The organism is Pseudomonas fluorescens HK44, from assembly GCF_000217955.3.
GTDB lineage: Bacteria > Pseudomonadota > Gammaproteobacteria > Pseudomonadales > Pseudomonadaceae > Aquipseudomonas > Aquipseudomonas fluorescens_AQ.
The window spans coordinates 299,321-315,426 of sequence record NZ_AFOY02000004.1 but is presented as its reverse complement, the minus strand read 5'-3'; the positions used below and the strand labels follow the sequence as shown (position 1 = coordinate 315,426).

Below are 16,106 nucleotides of genomic sequence, written 5' to 3'. Positions count from 1 at the left end.
CAGCATTATAGGGATGCCCCCAGCCATGTCAAAGGAAATTCAGTCCTGTCCGTCACTTGGAAGCCCCGCTAGAATTTGCGACTGACTTTTGGAGAGCCGTATGCTGCCTTTATTACTTGCTTCAAGCTCGGTCTATCGCCGCGAATTACTGACCCGCTTGCAACTGCCATTTACCTGCAGCTCACCGGATATCGACGAAAGCCATCAACCGCAAGAGTCAGCCATCGAACTGGTCAAACGCCTGGCCCGCGAAAAAGCCCAGGCGCTGGCCGGCAGTTATCCCGCCCATTTGATTATCGGCTCGGACCAGGTCGCCGTGCTCGACGGACGGATTATTGGCAAACCTCACACGTTCGAGAAGGCTCGCGATCAATTATTGGCCGCCAGCGGCGCCAGCGTGACCTTCCTGACCGGCCTGGCAGTGCTCAACAGCCAGACCGGCCATTGCCAGCTCGACTGCATCCCCTTCACCGTCCACATGCGCACGCTGGATCAGGCGCGCATTGAACGCTACCTGCGCGCCGAACAGCCCTACGACTGCGCTGGCAGCTTCAAGGCCGAAGGATTGGGCGTGAGCCTGTTTCAAAGCACCGAAGGCCCGGACGCCACCAGCCTGGTCGGCCTGCCGCTGATTCGCCTGGTGGATATGCTGCTGGCTGAAGGTGTGCAGATTCCTTGAGACTGCGATCTTCTGGTCAAAAAAATACCGGCCACGCAGGCCGGTTTTTTTTACATTGCACGATAATCAGCGCAATGCCGGCCCATGAAAGCCCATCCACATGGCCAACTGCTCAGCCACGCTGGCGCCGAGTTTTTTCGAGAAGCGATCGAACGCCGACTCTTGAATCGTGAAGTCGACCAGCTCTTTCTCGCCAATCACGTCACGCGCCACCGAACTGGCACTGCCCAAGCCATCGATCAAGCCCAATGGCAGCGCCTGCTCGCCCGACCAGACCAGCCCGGAGAACAGCTCCGGATGCTCTTTGTCCTTCAGGCGATCGCCGCGGCCCTTTTTGACACTGTTGATAAACTGCTGGTGAGTGGTATCCAGAACACCCTGCCAGAACTTGATCTCATCCGGTTTTTCCGGCTGGAACGGATCGAGGAACGACTTATGCTCGCCCGACGTATAGGTCCGACGCTCGACTCCGAGTTTTTCCATAGTCCCGACAAACCCGTAACCGGCCGCCGTCACGCCAATCGAACCCACCAGGCTCGCCTTGTCGGCGTAGATCTGGTCCGCTGCACTGGCGATGTAGTACGCCCCCGAAGCCCCCAGATCGGAAATCACTGCATAAACCTTGATCGCCGGATGCAGGGCGCGCAGACGACCAATTTCATCGTAGACATAGCCCGATTGCACCGGACTGCCGCCCGGACTGTTGATCCGCAGCACGATGCCCTTGACCTTCGGATCCTCAAACGCGGCGCGCAAACCGCCGACAATGTTGTCGGCACTGGCCGGTTCCTTGTCGGCAATCATCCCGGTCACTTCGATCAACGCGGTGTAGCTCGACCCGCGAGTCGCGCTTTTTTCAATATCCATCAGCGGCGTGAAGAGGATCAACGCGATGAACAGATAAACAAAGGTCAGCAACTTGAAGAAAATCCCCCAACGCCGCGAACGACGCTGCTCTTGCACACCGGCCAGCAGGGTTTTCTCAAGCAGCTTCCAGCTCTTGTCTTCGCCCTCTTCGGCACTGGCCTTGGCTGGCGCCTTCCATTCGTCGGTCATTCCATCCACCCCAACAAAAACCTAATTGGCCCGCTGACCCAGCCAGGCGTGCAATTGCGAAAAATGATCGATGGCCAGGCGCGGCTCGAACACGCGCAAGGCTTCCATCGATTGAGCACCATAGCTGACGGCAACCGAATCCATCCCGGCGTTGCGCGCCATCTGCAGATCGAACGACGAATCCCCCACCATCAACGCCTGCTCCGGGCGGACGTCGCAATGAGCCAGAATCTGTTCGAGCATCAGCGGATGCGGCTTGCTGGCGGTTTCATCGGCGGCGCGAGTGATATCGAAATAATTCTCCCAGCCGTGGGACTTCAACACGCGATCCAGCCCGCGACGCGCTTTGCCAGTAGCCACCGCCAGGTGATAACCCTCGACACGAAACGCCTCAAGCGACTCGACAACACCGTCAAACAACGGCGAAGGCACGGCCTCCGACGCAATGTAATGATCCGCATAGTGCTGACGGAACGCCACCAGCTCATCATCGCCAATCTCCGGATACAGCGTGCGAATCGCTTCCGGCAGCCCCAGGCCAATGATGCCTTTGACGGCAAGATCATCGCGCAACTGAAAACCGGATCGCTGCGACGCCACATGCATCGCCTCGACAATCCGACCAATGGAGTCGGCCAACGTGCCGTCCCAATCGAAAATCAGCAACTTGTAATCAGGGTGCACTCAGGCGCTCCACGGTCTTGGCCCACATTTCATCCACCGGCGCCTGAAGCTTGAGCTCACCGCCATCAGGCAGCGGCACGGTCAGCATGTAGGCATGGAGAAACAGGCGCTTGCCGCCCAGATCGCGAATCTCTTTGCTGAAGTCGTCATCGCCGTACTTGCTGTCGCCGGCAATGCAATGCCCGACATGCAAGGTATGCACGCGAATCTGGTGAGTCCGGCCGGTGATCGGTTTGGCTTCGACCAGGGTGGCAAAGTCGCCAAAGCGACGCAGGACCTTGAACACGGTCACGGACTCCTTGCCCTCCTCCTCGTCGACCTCGACCATGCGCTCGCCGGAGCGCAGATTGCTCTTGCCCAGCGGCGCACGGACTTGCTTGATCGAGGCAGCCCAGTTACCGCGGACCAGCGCCATATAGCGCTTATCGACGCCATCACCGCGCAATGCCGTGTGCAAGTGACGCAGCATGCTGCGTTTTTTGGCGATCATCAGCAGGCCGGAGGTGTCACGATCGAGACGGTGAACCAGCTCAAGCTCCTTGCAATCCGGACGCAACTGACGAAAGGCTTCGATCACGCCGTAATTCAAGCCGCTGCCGCCGTGAACAGCGATGCCGCAAGGCTTGTTGATCACGATCAGCGCCTTGTCTTCAAAGACAATCGAGGCTTCAAGGCGCTGCAACAAACCTTGCGCCAATGGCACCGGCTCGTCGCGTTCCGGCACGCGCACCGGCGGCACGCGCACGATGTCGCCCGCCTGCAGCTTGTACTCGGGCTTGATCCGACCTTTGTTCACCCGCACTTCGCCTTTACGCAAAATGCGGTAAATCAAGGTCTTGGGCACGCCTTTGAGCCGAGCGAGAAGGAAGTTATCAATACGTTGGCCGGCATATTCCGGCGAGACCTCAAGCAGTTGTACGCTTGGGGTCGAGGGGGCAGTAGTCGTCATGTCGGGAATGATAACAATTTTTTATGGAATTGAAGCACTTAATCATTGCTGCTATAGTCGCGAACGCCGCCAAAAGCGGCCTGGACAGAGGACAAACGGCAAATTGCCGGCCCTGACCAACGCAATTCATCAGGACGCGAGGCCGTCCTACGGGGCTTTCGCAACGATTGGAAGGTTCGTGATTGTAACAAGCGCAGGTGACATGAGGCCTGAAGCGAGCGCAGCAACAGAGTAACCACTCGTCTGATGCGCCGATATTTACGGCCAGTTCACAAAGTGCAGTCAGTCCCGAACCAGCCCTTGAGCGAGTGCTTCGGAAACAACGCCTGTTACAAGCTGAGTGTTAGCCAAACAGCTCTCGCCCAGTCTTGTGTAGCCATGAGCGTGAACTCCCCATTGGAGAACACGGTAAATGCCAACCCGCTGCGGATTCTGCGCGCGGCAGCACCCGAATTATCAGGGATACGTGTAGGGTGGAGATGCACAACCGTCGGACCGTGTAGCACTAGGCTTATATTTAGACGCTTCATCTCGTCCACAGTCGCCGGTTGATTCCTCCTCCTGACTGAGTGCTTAAGTAGCCACAGCAAGCAGGACGCGTACGTCGCGACTCCGGCCCAATTGGTCGAACCTCGCTAGACACTGGAGTGGCCAACCACTCCTGACGCACCTGACACCGACCGTGAGAAGTCGTGTGTGCCGAACGCCGTTTCCGGCAGCCCGGAAACCGACGGTACTACATGAAAAGAATGCTGATTAACGCAACTCAACCCGAAGAGTTGCGTGTTGCACTGGTAGACGGCCAGCGCCTCTACGACCTGGACATCGAGTCCGGTGCACGCGAGCAGAAGAAGGCCAACATCTATAAAGGCCGGATTACTCGTATCGAACCAAGCCTTGAGGCTGCCTTTGTCGATTTCGGCTCTGAGCGCCACGGCTTCCTGCCCCTCAAAGAAATCTCCCGCGAATACTTCAAGAAAGCGCCTGAAGGCCGCGTCAACATCAAGGACGTCCTGAGCGAAGGCCAGGAAGTCATCGTTCAGGTCGAAAAAGAAGAACGTGGCAACAAGGGCGCCGCCCTGACCACCTTCATCAGCCTGGCCGGTCGTTACCTGGTATTGATGCCGAACAACCCGCGTGCCGGCGGTATCTCCCGTCGCATCGAAGGTGAAGAACGCAACGAACTGCGTGAAGCCCTGAACGGCTTGGTTGCCCCGGCCGACATGGGTCTGATCGTGCGCACTGCAGGCCTGGGCCGCAGCAGCGAAGAAATGCAGTGGGACCTCGACTACCTGCTGCAACTGTGGACCGCCATCAAAGAAGCCTCGCTGGATCGTTCCGCGCCATTCCTGATCTATCAGGAAAGCAACGTGATCATCCGCGCGATCCGCGACTACCTGCGCCAGGACATCGGCGAAGTGCTGATCGACAGCGTTGAAGCCCAGGACGAAGCCCTGACCTTCATCCGCCAGGTGATGCCGCAGTACGCCAGCAAGATCAAGCTGTACGAAGACAGCGTTCCGCTGTTCAACCGTTTCCAGATCGAAAGCCAGATCGAGACCGCTTTCCAGCGCGTCGTTGAACTGCCTTCCGGCGGCTCCATCGTTATCGATCCGACCGAAGCCCTGGTGTCCATCGACATCAACTCGGCGCGCGCCACCAAAGGCAGCGACATCGAAGAAACCGCCCTGCAGACCAACCTTGAAGCCGCCGAAGAAATCGCCCGTCAGTTGCGTCTGCGCGACATCGGCGGCCTGATCGTCATCGACTTCATCGACATGACCCCTGCCAAGAACCAGCGCGCCGTGGAAGAGAAAGTCCGCGAATGCCTGGAAGCCGACCGCGCTCGCGTGCAAGTCGGTCGCATCTCGCGCTTCGGCCTGCTGGAAATGTCCCGTCAGCGCCTGCGCCCATCGCTGGGCGAAAGCAGCGGCATCGTCTGCCCACGTTGCAACGGCACCGGCATCATCCGTGACGTTGAATCGTTGTCGCTGGCCATCCTGCGCCTGATCGAAGAAGAAGCCCTGAAAGACCGCACCGCCGAAGTTCGCGCACAAGTGCCGATCCCGGTTGCTGCGTTCCTGCTCAACGAAAAACGCAACTCGATCACCAAGATCGAACTGCGCACCCGTGCCCGCATCGTCATCCTGCCGAACGATCACCTCGAAACGCCACACTTCGAAGTTCAGCGTCTGCGCGATGACAGCCCGGAAGCCCACATCAACCAGTCCAGCTACGAAATCGCTGCTGCCGCTGCTGAAGTGGAAGAAGTTCAACCGGCCGCCGCCACCCGCACCCTGGTTCGCCAGGAAGCCGCCGTGAAAACCGCTCCAGCCCGTGCCAACGCTCCGGTTCCGACCGAAGTCGTTGCTGCCCCGGTTGTGGCTCCAGTCGCCGCCCCTGAGCCAAGCCTGTTCAAAGGCCTGGTGAAGTCGCTGGTCAGCCTGTTCGCCACCAAGGAAGAGCCTGCTGCTCCGGTTGTGGTTGAAAAACCAGCCGCCGAGCGTCCGGCACGCAACGAAGAGCGCCGCAGCGGTCGTCAACAGAGCCGCAACCGTAACGGTCGCCGCGATGAAGAACGCAAACCACGCGAAGAACGCGCCCCACGTGAAGAACGTGCACCGCGCGAACCTCGCGAAGAGCGTCAACCACGCGAAGCCCGCGAAGAGACTCCAGCAGTCGCTCGCGAAGAACGTGCACCGCGCCCACCGCGTGAAGAGCGCGCACCACGTGCTCCGCGTGAAGAGCGCAAGCCACGTGGCGAGCGTGAAGAGCGCCCGGTTCGTGAACTGCGTGAACCTCTGGATGCCGCGCCAGCCGCTGCCGCCGCTGTAACGGCTGTTGCCGAAGAGCGTCCGGCTCGTCAGCCACGTGAAGAACGCGCCCCACGCCCACCGCGTGAAGAACGTCAACCACGTGCCGAACAAGCCGCTGCCGCCGTTGCTGAAGAAGAGCTGCCAACCAGCGAAGAGCAACTGCAGGAAGATGGCCAGGAAAACGCCGAAGGCGATCGTCCACGCCGCCGCTCCCGTGGCCAGCGTCGTCGCAGCAACCGTCGCGAGCGTCAACGCGATGCCAACGGCAACGTGATCGAAGGCTCGGAAGAGTCCGACACCAGCGAAGAGCCAACAGGCGCTGAACTGGCTGCTGGCCTGGCCGTTACCGCCGCCGTTGCCGGCACTGTGATCAGCGCTCCTGCTGAAGCTCAGGCTCATCAGCAAGCTGAACGCGCTACTGCTGCCGTGACTGAAGAAGTTGCTCAGGTTGAAGCGCCAGTCGTGGAAGCCACCACCCCGGTCGAAGCGCCAGTCGCTCCAGCGGTAGAAGTGGCTCCCGTTCGTGAAGCACAGCCTGAAGTTCAAGCTGGCGCTGAACCTGTCGCTGTTGCAGAACAGCAACAGCCAGTAGTCGCTGCCGAGCCAGTGGTTGAAGCCCCGGTCGCTGAAAAGGCGCCTGAGGTTCGCGAAGAGCAAACTGCGTTCAACTGGGTTGCAGAAACTGCAGCTGTCGAAGCTCCAGCACCAGTCGCTGAAGCCCCGGCTGTTGTTGCCGAGCCTGCTCCGGTGGTTGAAGCTCCGGTTGTCGCCGAAGTGGCTGCACCGGTTGTCGAAGCCGCCCCTGTCAGCGCCCTGACGCCAAGTGGTCGCGCACCAAACGACCCACGTGAAGTGCGTCGCCGCAAGCGTGAAGCCGAGCGCCTGCAGAAGGAAGCCGAACTGGCTGGCGCAGCTGCACCGGCTGTTGCTGCAGAGCCTGCTCCGGTTGTCGCTGAAGTCGTCGAGGCAGCCCCTGCCCCGGCAGCCGAAGTGACTGTCGAGCCAGCTGCCCCAACCATCGACGAAAACCTGCGTTCCGTCGAAGAAGTGGTAGAGAAAAAACCTGAGGCCCTGGAAAAAGAACACGAGCCTAAACCCCTCGCCTGATTCCATCAGCCACTAAAAAGCCCCGCCTGGTAACCCAGGCGGGGCTTTTTTATGCCTTTAACATCACACCAATCCCCCGTGGGAGCGAGCCTGCTCGCGATAGCGGTGGATCAGCTTGCATCAATACTGAATGTTAAATCGCTATCGCGAGCAGGCTCGCTCCCACACGGGATCTGCGCCGGGACTACTTGAAGGTCAACGCCTCAGGCACATCCACATCCCACAACACCCCGGGATCATTCACTGCCACCTCAACCACTTTCGCCGACGCAAACAGCGGCTTGGCCCCGCGGTCGCCGGACAACGCCATCAGCGCTGCACCCAACGAACGCCCAAATCCCACCGGATGCCCAAACTCACCACCTTGCACGGGCACACTGATGGTATCGACCGCAATCCCCTCAACAATCCGCTCGATAGTCGACGGCAAGATAAACGGCATATCCCCCAACACCACCAACCAGCCATCCAGCGCCGGACACGCAGCGACTGCCGCCGCAATGCTGTCACCCATGCCCGCGGACGCCAACAACAGCACCTGGCAACCATAATCCCGAGCCAGCCGCGCAATCTCTGGACGATCCGGCGTCGTCAACAACAACCGCGCTTCAATACAGGCTGGCAGATTGCGCAGCACCTGTTCGATCACCGGCCGCACAATGCCGTCGCGCCCTTCGCACATTGCCAGCAACTTGTCCTGATCGGCACCCGCCACTTGTCGATAACGACTGCCCTGCCCCGCCGCGAGAATGATCGCGCCTACGTTCATGTGTCAGCCTTCGCCAGCGAAGGTTTCTTCTGACTCAGCTCGACATTGAGTTGATGATCTTTTCCATTGAGCTTCAGGGTAATCATGGGCACGCCCGCATATGGGTAGAGTTATGGAGCAAATGATTGCATCATTGGCAGGCTAAGTTAGCTCGGCATTAACAAAAAAGCCCTGCAACCAAGATAGGTGTGCAGGGCTCTGAAGTCAGCGATCAAGCGTCACTCAATACTGATTCGGCTCCATTTCCAGCTCGACATTGAAGCGCTCGGCGATGTCTCTCTGGATCCGCTGTGCCAGGTTCAGCAGCTCAAGCCCGGTGGCTGTGCCGTAGTTGACCAGCACCAGCGACTGCAAACGATGCACGCCGGCGTCGCCGTCACGAAAGCCTTTCCAGCCCGCCTGCTCAATCAACCAGCCGGCCGCCAATTTCACCCGGCCATCCGCTTGTGGATAACCAGCCAGGCCCGGATGCTCAAGGCGAATTTGTGCCGCCAGCGCTGCCGATACCAGCGGGTTCTTGAAAAAGCTGCCGGCATTACCGAGCACCGCCGGGTCAGGGAGCTTCTCATTGCGAATGCTGCAAATCGCCTGGCTGACATCGGTCGCGGTGGGATGATCGATGCCTTGCTCGGTCAGGCGCTGACGAACCGGGCCGTATTCCAGATGCAAATGCTCGACGCGGTTCAGGGCAAAACGTACTCGCAGGATCAACCAGCGACCGACCTGCTGCTTGAACAGGCTGTCGCGGTAGGCAAAGTTGCACTCGGCCAGCGTGAAATCCCGCAGCTCGCCGGTCTGGCGGTCCAGCGCGGTCAGACCGGCGAACACATCCTTGATCTCGACCCCATAGGCCCCGATATTCTGCATCGGCGCGGCACCGACGGTGCCCGGGATCAGGCTGAGGTTCTCAAGACCCGACAGACCCTGCGCCAGTGTCCATTGCACAAACGGATGCCAGCTTTCGCCGGCCTCGGCTTCGATCACCACCTGACTGCCGTTGTCGCTCAACACCCGAATACCACGGGTGGCCATGCGCAGCACCAGCGCGGCAATGTCTGCGGTCAACAACAGGTTGCTGCCACCGCCAATCACCAGCAGCGGTACAGCGTGCGCGGCCGAATACACCAGCGCCTCGCGCACATCGGCATCACTGTGGGCTTCGGCGAACCATTGCGCGCGCACGTCCACGCCAAAGCTGTTGTACGGCTTCAGCGAAACCTGCGATTGCAGGTGCAAAGTCATAAGCGTCCCTTCAATTCAATCACCAGCAAATCGCTGGCGCGCTCGATCAGGTCCAGCACCTGCTCGAAGCCTTGATCGCCGTCGTAATAAGGATCCGGCACTTCATCCACGCTCGACTCATAGCGACGCAGGAACAAATCCAGCTCCGCCCTGCCCTTGGCCGGTTGCAACGCCTTGAGGTTGCGCAGGTTGCTGTGGTCCATGGCGAGGATCAGGTCATAGCTGGAAAAGTCGGCGCGCGTGACCTGTTGGGCACGTTGCGCGGACAGGTCATAACCACGGCGCAACGCGGCGGCCTGGCTGCGCTTGTCCGGCGCCTTGCCGACGTGCCAGTCGCCGGTGCCCGCAGAAGCCACTTCGACCTGATCGGCCAAACCGGCATCACGCAGTTTGTGTCGCAGCACACCTTCAGCCGTGGGTGAACGGCAGATGTTGCCCAAGCAGACGAACAGAACCCGCATCAGGCCTCCAGCAGGCGACGAACGCGTTCGAGGTCTTCAGCCGTGTCGACACCCGGTGGCGGTGCAATCAGTGCATCGGCAACGTGAATCCGCACACCGTGCCAAAGCGCACGCAGTTGTTCCAGACACTCGGTGTTTTCCAGCCAGCACGGGCCCCAGCTGACAAAGTCATGCAGGAAACCGGCGCGATAGGCATAGATGCCAATGTGCCGACGGTAAGGAACGCCAGCCGGCAATTGCTCGCGGCTCTTGGCGAAGTCGTCCCGCGCCCACGGCAAGGTGGCGCGGCTGAACGTCAGCGCCAGGCCATTCAGATCGCTGACGACCTTGACCACGTTGGGGTTGAACAGGGTTTCAACGTCTTCGATCGGCTCGGCCAGAGTCGCCATGCGCGCTTCGGTATGGGCCGCCAGGTTGGCCGCAACCTGATCGATCACACTCGGTGGAATCAACGGCTCGTCGCCCTGCACATTGACCACGATAGCGTCCGGCGCCAGGCCCAGTTGGGCAGCGACTTCAGCCAGGCGATCGGTGCCGGAGTTGTGATCCTCGCGAGTCATCACCACTTCAGCGCCAAAGGCCTTGCAGGCCTCGACTATGCGCACATCGTCCGTGGCAACCACCACCCGCTGCGCACTGCTTTTGCTCGCTTGTTCCCAAACGTGCTGGATCATCGGCTTGCCGGCAATCATTTGCAGAGGCTTGCCCGGCAGACGGGTGGAAGCAAAACGCGACGGAATCACGACGGTGAAGGCAGTGCTCATTTATCCAGACGCTCTTCTGCCGTCAGGGTGCGCGCTTCGCTTTCGAGCATCACCGGAATGCCATCACGAATCGGATAGGCCAGACCGGCGCCTTTGCTGATCAGCTCGGTTTTATCGGCGCTGAGCTTGAGCGGACCTTTGCAGATCGGGCAAGCGAGGATGTCGAGCAATTTGGTGTCCATGAGCATTCCCTGGATAAAAGCGTTTTAAGGCAAAAGACGTGCGGGCAACAGCCGCATCAACTGCGTGTCGAACCAGGCCACGAAGGCCGGCGATGGCGCAGCATCGACCGTCAGATACCACCAGTCAGCGGCCGCGAAGGTTCGGCATTTCACCGCATCCTTCTCGGTCATCACCAACGGTAGCGACGGTGTGAAATTCAAGGCCGCCGCGCTGTATTCGGCGTGGTCGGCAAAAGCATGTGGAACAGGCTGCCAGTGTAGCGTTTCAAGGGTGTTGAAGAAACGTTGCGGATTACCGATTCCGGCCACCGCGTGCAAGGCCTGACCAGCGGGGAAATGCTCAAGCGAGCGCCGTTCGCCCGTCAGCAGGTTGACCAGCGCGGTCGGTCGCAGCTGGAACGCAAAGCCGTCGTCGCGATCTGCCGTGGCACCGTTGTAGAGCAGCGCATCGACGCTTTGCAGGCGTTCGACCGGCTCACGCAGAGGGCCCGCCGGCAGGCAGCGTTTATTGCCCAGTCCGCGCGCGGCATCGATCAACACCAACTCAAGATCGCGTGCCAGACGGTAATGCTGCATGCCATCGTCAGACAGGATCAGATCCAGCGGCTCAGCGGCCAGCAGTGCCTGCACGGCGCGACTGCGATCGGGATCAATCATCAATGGCACGCCGGTGCGCTGGACGATCAACAACGGTTCGTCGCCCGCGATGGCCGCGCTCTGCCCGGCGTCGACCCGCCAGGGCAATTGCGGCGGTTTGGCGCCATAACCGCGACTGACCACACCAACCCGCAAGCCGCTGCGCTGGCAGTGTTCGATCATCCACAGGATCAACGGCGTCTTGCCGGTACCGCCCACCGTAATGTTGCCAACCACGATCAGCGGCACCGGTGGCTGGTAGATCTCGCCCTGGCCGGCCAGAAACCGTTCGCGCTTGGCCGTGACCACGCGCCGGTACAGCCACTCCAGTGGCTGCAACAGTTTCAGCGCCGGATGACCGGCGTACCAGGCGGCGAGCAAACGATCGGACATGGCCATCAGGGTGCCGGCGCCGCCTCAACGGTGGTCATGCGCAAGTGGGTGAAACCCAGCTTGCCCGCGGCATCCATCGCCGTGACGACGGCCTGATGCTGGGTTTTGCCATCGGCGCTGATCGACAGCGGCGAATTGGTGTCGCCATTCGACTCCTTCTTCAAGGCGTCGATCAGGCTGGCCAGATCGTTCTTCGGCAACAATTGGTTGTTGACCGAAAACACGCCGTCGGCGCTGATGGCGATGTCCAGTTGCTTGGCCTGCTGGTCTTCGGCAGGTGACCCGCTGACAGCTTCCGGCAGGTCGACGCGCAGCTGGGTTTCCCGGGTAAAGGTGGTGGTCACGACGAAGAACAGCAGCAGGACAAACACCACGTCGATCAGCGACACGAGGTTGATGTCCACGTTCTCCCGTTGCTTGCGGCGGAATTTCACGCTTTGCCCTCAGCCAGATCGACGTCACGGTCGCCCTGCACCACTTCAACCAGCTTGATGGCTTCCTGCTCCATGCCCACGACGAGTTCATCGATGCGCCGTTGCAGGAACCGGTGGAAGAACACCGACGGGATACCGACGATCAGGCCCGAAGCCGTGGTGATCAAGGCTTTGGAAATACCGCCGGCCAGTACCGCAGCGTTGGTGGTCATGCCGGTGCTCATGAACGAACTGAAGATGTCGATCATGCCCAACACCGTGCCGAGCAGGCCGAGCAACGGCGCCATGGCGGCGATGGTGCCCAGCGCGTTGATGTAGCGTTCCAGCTCGTGGATCACCCGGGCAGCCGCCTCTTCGATGCACTCTTTCATGATCTCGCGACCATGCTTGGAGTTGGCCAGGCCCGCGGCGAGGATCTCGCCCAACGGCGAGTTGGCGCGCAGCTCCTTGAGTTTTTCCTTGTTGAGTTGCTTGTCCTTGATCCAGACCCAGACCTGCCCGAGCAAATGCTCCGGGGTCACACGGCTGGCCCGCAAGGTCCAGAGACGCTCGGCAACGATCGCCATTGCCGCGATGGAACTCAGAATGATCGGCAGCATCATCCAGCCGCCGGATTTGACCAATTCCCACACAGTGACAGTCCCCTCGAAAAAGTCCGCCACTTTAACATACAGACTCGACAGAGAGACCCGACACGCCACAGACCGTGTGTCGCATGGCGCGCCGCGCTGATGACCGGTGGTTATTGGCTGACCAACGGCGGTGCACGCCAGAAACGTGGTTGCTGGCGCAGTGACTCGGGCGCCTCGAACGCCCCCAGACGCAAACGCAAGGCACCCTGCTCGGCGCTGTCATAAACCTGCATACCCAGCTTGCGATAACGCGCCAGCACTTGCGGATGCGGATGACCGAACGAATTGTCGTGCCCACGAGAAATCAACACAGCCTTGGGTGCCAACGCGGTGAGAAAGGCCATCGACGATGAGCTGCGACTGCCGTGATGCGGCGCTTGTAGCCAGTCGGTCGCGACCGCCAGCGGACTTTCCAGCAACGCCTGCTCGGCCCAGGCGTCGATGTCGCCAGTCAACAACAGACGCTCGCCGTTGGCTTCGATCTGCAGGACGCAGGACTTCTGGTTGCTTTCGCTCGCCCCGGACCATTGCCAGAGCGTAAAACCCACACCGTCCCACTCCCAGCGCTGACCGCTCTCGCAGGCCTGCGCGTGCAACTCGGCCGGCAGGGCTTCGGGATCACCGCTGAGCACCTGCGCCACCGGCAATCCGCGTGCGACCGAGCGCGCGCCACCGGCGTGATCGGCATCGGCATGACTGATCAACATCACCTCCAGCTTGCGCACACCGAGCTTGCGCAACGACGGCAACACCACCCGCTCGCCCAGATCAAAATCACCGAAACGCGGACCGGCGTCATAGAGCAACGTGTGATGACGCGTGCGGACGACGATGGCCAGCCCCTGGCCGACGTCCAGTTGCCAGATTTCAGCCATGCCGTCAGGTACGGATCTGAGTGGCGGGAGCACCATCAACAGCAGCATCGGCCAGCCCAACAACCGCATGGGCAGGCCTTTGGGCAGCAACAGCAGAAAAGCGCCCGAAGCACTTATCCCCCAGACCCAAAGGGGAATCACCGGGGCAACCCATGCCGGTATCCGCCCGGCCACCAATGCCAGACCGTTGAACAGCACGTCAAGCAAGCCGCCGGCCAGCCACAACAGCCCCTCGCCGATATAAGGCAGCGGCAACAGCAACGTCCCGAGCAAAGCCGGGGGCAACACCACCAGGCTGATCCACGGCACGGCCAGCAGATTGGTCAACGGGCCACTGAGACTGATGGGCAAACCGAGTATCAGCAGCAACGGACACAAGCCAATCGCGATCAGCCATTGCGCCCGCGTCCAGGTTTGCCACCAGCGCCAGGCGCCCAGGCGGCCGCCGAAGGTAAAAATCAGCACCGCCACCGCTGCAAATGACAACCAGAACCCCGCCTGCAAACTGGCCAACGGCTCAAGCAACAACACCGTATTCAACGCCAGCAGCAAAGGCCACCAGGCACCCAGATGACGAAACCGCAGCCGCCATAACAGCACCAGACCAATCATCACGCAGGCTCGGCGCACCGGCACCTCGAAACCGGCCAACAGCCCATAACCGAGCGCCGCCGCGAATGCCATGCCGCAGGCCCACGGCAGCCAAGGCAATCTCTGCGGCCACAATCCATAACGCGCCAATCCGGCAATCAGCAGATAAACCATTCCGGCCAGCAAACCGATGTGCTGCCCGGAGATCACCAGCAAATGCACGGTGCCGGTGTCTTGCAACACGCGCCAGTCTTCGCTGCTTAGCCCGGATCCGTCGCCCAGCACCAGCGCCGCCAACGCCCCCTCTCGCCCTTGTGCATCGACCGCCAGCAAACGCTGGCGAACAGCATCACGCCAGGCCCCTTGTGCAGGCCGGAGCAACTGCCCGTCCTTGACGCTTCCCGTCGCGCCGATGCGTTGTGCCAGCAACCAGGCGTCGTAATCAAAGCCCTGCGGATTGAGCAGGCCTGTGGGGCGTTTCAATTTCACCGCCAGCCGCCAGCGCTCGCCGCTGTTGACGGTCGGGCCGTCGTACCAGGCCAACCGCATCAAACCCGGCAAGCGTGTGCGCCGCGACTCGCTATCGGCCAACTCGAAACGCACCACGCCTTGCGCGTTCTGCGGCAAGCCGACGACTCGTCCTTCGACCCAGCGGGTTTGCCCGTCGAGGTCCGGCGCCAAACGATCCGCCAAGGCCCAGTACGCACTGGCACACGCCCAGCTGAAACCGAACAGAAAAAACGCCAGTGGGTACGTGCGAAATGGCAACAGCATCAATGCCAGTACGGGCAGCAACAGCAGTAACCAGACCGGTGGCAACACCGGTAAAAAACGCAAGGCCAACAGACCCAACGCGAGCGCCAACATCCCTGTGCGCATTAGCCTGTCCTTGAGAGTCCCCTCTCTTGGATTAGCCGAGTTACCAAAGTCCGCATTTATTAATTGTCACAAAGTCTGAACGGGCGCTCCGTAGAATCCGGGCATACTTGCCGCTTGAACCGACCGAGAAGCCTTATGCCCCGGCGCTTATTCAAACGTTACATGCCAGACCCGACCCGCATCCGGGAACACAAATCCTTACGCTTTCTCGGCACGCTGCTGCACGACCCGAACCTCTGGCACCTCAATCGGCATTCGGTTGCGCGCGCCATGGCCATTGGCGTGTTCGCCGCATTTCTACCGATTCCGTTGCAAATGCTGGTGGCGGCACTGCTTGCCATTTGGCTGCGCGGCAATATTCCGATCGCGGTGAGCCTGGTCTGGCTGACCAACCCGATCACCATGCCCGTGGTGTTTTACTGCACCTATCAGACCGGCGCCTGGCTGATGGATGTCCCCGCCCGCAGCCTGCCGGATGAGCTGACCTGGGAATGGATCAGCGGTGAGTTGTCGACTCTTTGGCAACCGTTTCTGCTGGGCTCGGTGGTGACTGGCCTGGTGCTCGGCGCGTTGGCCTACTGCCTGACCATGATCTACTGGCGCTGGTGGGTGGGTCGACAATGGAAGCGGCGCAGGCGAAGCCGGATGTAGCAGCTGTCGAGCCCGTGACGCTCCGCGTCCCCAAGAACGATCAAACAGCCAATTACAGGACCGCACCCGTCGTAGCAACTGCCGAGCCCGCGAGGCTGCGTTCGGCCGCGCAGCGGTCGTAAAATCAGGCAACACCTTCGTTCAGGTAAACCGCGTACGCAGGATTTGCGAGGACTGCGTCCTCGAACGCAGCCTCGCGGGCTCGGCAGCTGCTACGACGGGTGTTTAAGCTTGCCTACGCTGTGCCCATCAGAGGCTACAACGCCTTGCGTCACGGCCTACACCTGCGCCAGAATCCGCCGGCTT

At 60.7% G+C, this 16,106-nt stretch carries 15 protein-coding genes; 3 read left to right on the top strand and 12 right to left on the bottom strand.

Annotation, left to right across the window (positions count from 1 at the left end; translation table 11 throughout):
* Positions 1 to 100 precede the first annotated feature (100 nt).
* Complete coding sequence (locus HK44_RS03345; protein ID WP_019689352.1) at positions 101 to 679, top strand: Maf family protein; 579 nt, start codon at positions 101 to 103, stop codon at positions 677 to 679.
* A 66-nt stretch (positions 680 to 745) separates the two neighbouring features.
* Here HK44_RS03345 and HK44_RS03340 read toward each other — a convergent pair whose 3' ends face one another.
* From HK44_RS03340 to rluC, 3 genes are read right to left on the bottom strand one after another with little or no spacing between them, the layout of a single operon-like run.
* Positions 746 to 1,735: a S49 family peptidase gene (locus HK44_RS03340; RefSeq protein WP_019689351.1), complete on the bottom strand. Its 990-nt coding sequence runs from the start codon at positions 1,733 to 1,735 to the stop codon at positions 746 to 748.
* 21 nt (positions 1,736 to 1,756) lie between these two features.
* Positions 1,757 to 2,419 (bottom strand): HAD-IA family hydrolase, encoded by a 663-nt coding sequence (locus HK44_RS03335; protein WP_019689350.1) that lies wholly within the window; start codon positions 2,417 to 2,419, stop codon positions 1,757 to 1,759.
* Complete coding sequence (rluC, locus tag HK44_RS03330; RefSeq protein WP_019689349.1) at positions 2,409 to 3,368, bottom strand: 23S rRNA pseudouridine(955/2504/2580) synthase RluC; 960 nt, start codon at positions 3,366 to 3,368, stop codon at positions 2,409 to 2,411. The genes HK44_RS03335 and rluC overlap by 11 nt, the downstream gene beginning before the upstream one ends.
* A 740-nt stretch (positions 3,369 to 4,108) precedes the next feature.
* Between rluC and rne the strand changes: the two genes are divergently transcribed.
* On the top strand, positions 4,109 to 7,291 hold the full coding sequence (gene rne / locus HK44_RS03325) for a ribonuclease E (RefSeq protein ID WP_019689348.1): 3,183 nt from the start codon (positions 4,109 to 4,111) through the stop codon (positions 7,289 to 7,291).
* 184 nt (positions 7,292 to 7,475) lie between these two features.
* On the opposite strand, the gene HK44_RS03320 is transcribed toward rne, so the two are convergent.
* The 9 genes from HK44_RS03320 to HK44_RS03280 all read right to left on the bottom strand — a co-directional run bounded on the left by HK44_RS03320 (position 7,476) and on the right by HK44_RS03280 (position 15,149).
* Complete coding sequence (locus tag HK44_RS03320; RefSeq protein WP_019689347.1) at positions 7,476 to 8,060, bottom strand: nucleotidyltransferase family protein; 585 nt, start codon at positions 8,058 to 8,060, stop codon at positions 7,476 to 7,478.
* Positions 8,061 to 8,282: 222 nt separating this feature from the next.
* Positions 8,283 to 9,302, bottom strand: coding sequence for a UDP-N-acetylmuramate dehydrogenase (gene murB, locus HK44_RS03315; protein ID WP_019689346.1), 1,020 nt, complete (start codon positions 9,300 to 9,302; stop codon positions 8,283 to 8,285).
* Positions 9,299 to 9,763 (bottom strand): low molecular weight protein-tyrosine-phosphatase, encoded by a 465-nt coding sequence (locus HK44_RS03310; protein ID WP_019689345.1) that lies wholly within the window; start codon positions 9,761 to 9,763, stop codon positions 9,299 to 9,301. The genes murB and HK44_RS03310 overlap by 4 nt, the downstream gene beginning before the upstream one ends.
* Positions 9,763 to 10,527 carry a 3-deoxy-manno-octulosonate cytidylyltransferase gene (gene kdsB, locus HK44_RS03305; protein ID WP_019689344.1) on the bottom strand — a complete coding sequence of 255 codons (765 nt, stop codon included), beginning with the start codon at positions 10,525 to 10,527 and terminating at the stop codon, positions 9,763 to 9,765. Before kdsB ends, HK44_RS03310 begins: the two co-directional genes overlap by 1 nt.
* Positions 10,524 to 10,709 (bottom strand): Trm112 family protein, encoded by a 186-nt coding sequence (locus HK44_RS03300; protein ID WP_019689343.1) that lies wholly within the window; start codon positions 10,707 to 10,709, stop codon positions 10,524 to 10,526. The genes kdsB and HK44_RS03300 overlap by 4 nt, the downstream gene beginning before the upstream one ends.
* Positions 10,710 to 10,733: 24 nt before the next feature.
* Positions 10,734 to 11,744, bottom strand: coding sequence for a tetraacyldisaccharide 4'-kinase (lpxK, locus tag HK44_RS03295; RefSeq protein WP_019689342.1), 1,011 nt, complete (start codon positions 11,742 to 11,744; stop codon positions 10,734 to 10,736).
* Complete coding sequence (locus tag HK44_RS03290) at positions 11,744 to 12,172, bottom strand: ExbD/TolR family protein (protein ID WP_019689341.1); 429 nt, start codon at positions 12,170 to 12,172, stop codon at positions 11,744 to 11,746. Before HK44_RS03290 ends, lpxK begins: the two co-directional genes overlap by 1 nt.
* A complete protein-coding gene (locus HK44_RS03285) occupies positions 12,169 to 12,804 on the bottom strand; it encodes a MotA/TolQ/ExbB proton channel family protein (RefSeq protein ID WP_019689340.1) in 636 nt (211 codons plus the stop codon). The genes HK44_RS03290 and HK44_RS03285 overlap by 4 nt, the downstream gene beginning before the upstream one ends.
* A gap of 110 nt (positions 12,805 to 12,914) precedes the next feature.
* Positions 12,915 to 15,149 carry a DNA internalization-related competence protein ComEC/Rec2 gene (locus HK44_RS03280; protein WP_019689339.1) on the bottom strand — a complete coding sequence of 745 codons (2,235 nt, stop codon included), beginning with the start codon at positions 15,147 to 15,149 and terminating at the stop codon, positions 12,915 to 12,917.
* A gap of 135 nt (positions 15,150 to 15,284) precedes the next feature.
* On the opposite strand from HK44_RS03280, the gene HK44_RS03275 reads away from it, so the two are divergent.
* Positions 15,285 to 15,800: a DUF2062 domain-containing protein gene (locus HK44_RS03275; protein ID WP_019689338.1), complete on the top strand. Its 516-nt coding sequence runs from the start codon at positions 15,285 to 15,287 to the stop codon at positions 15,798 to 15,800.
* The last annotated feature ends 306 nt before the right edge of the window (positions 15,801 to 16,106 follow it).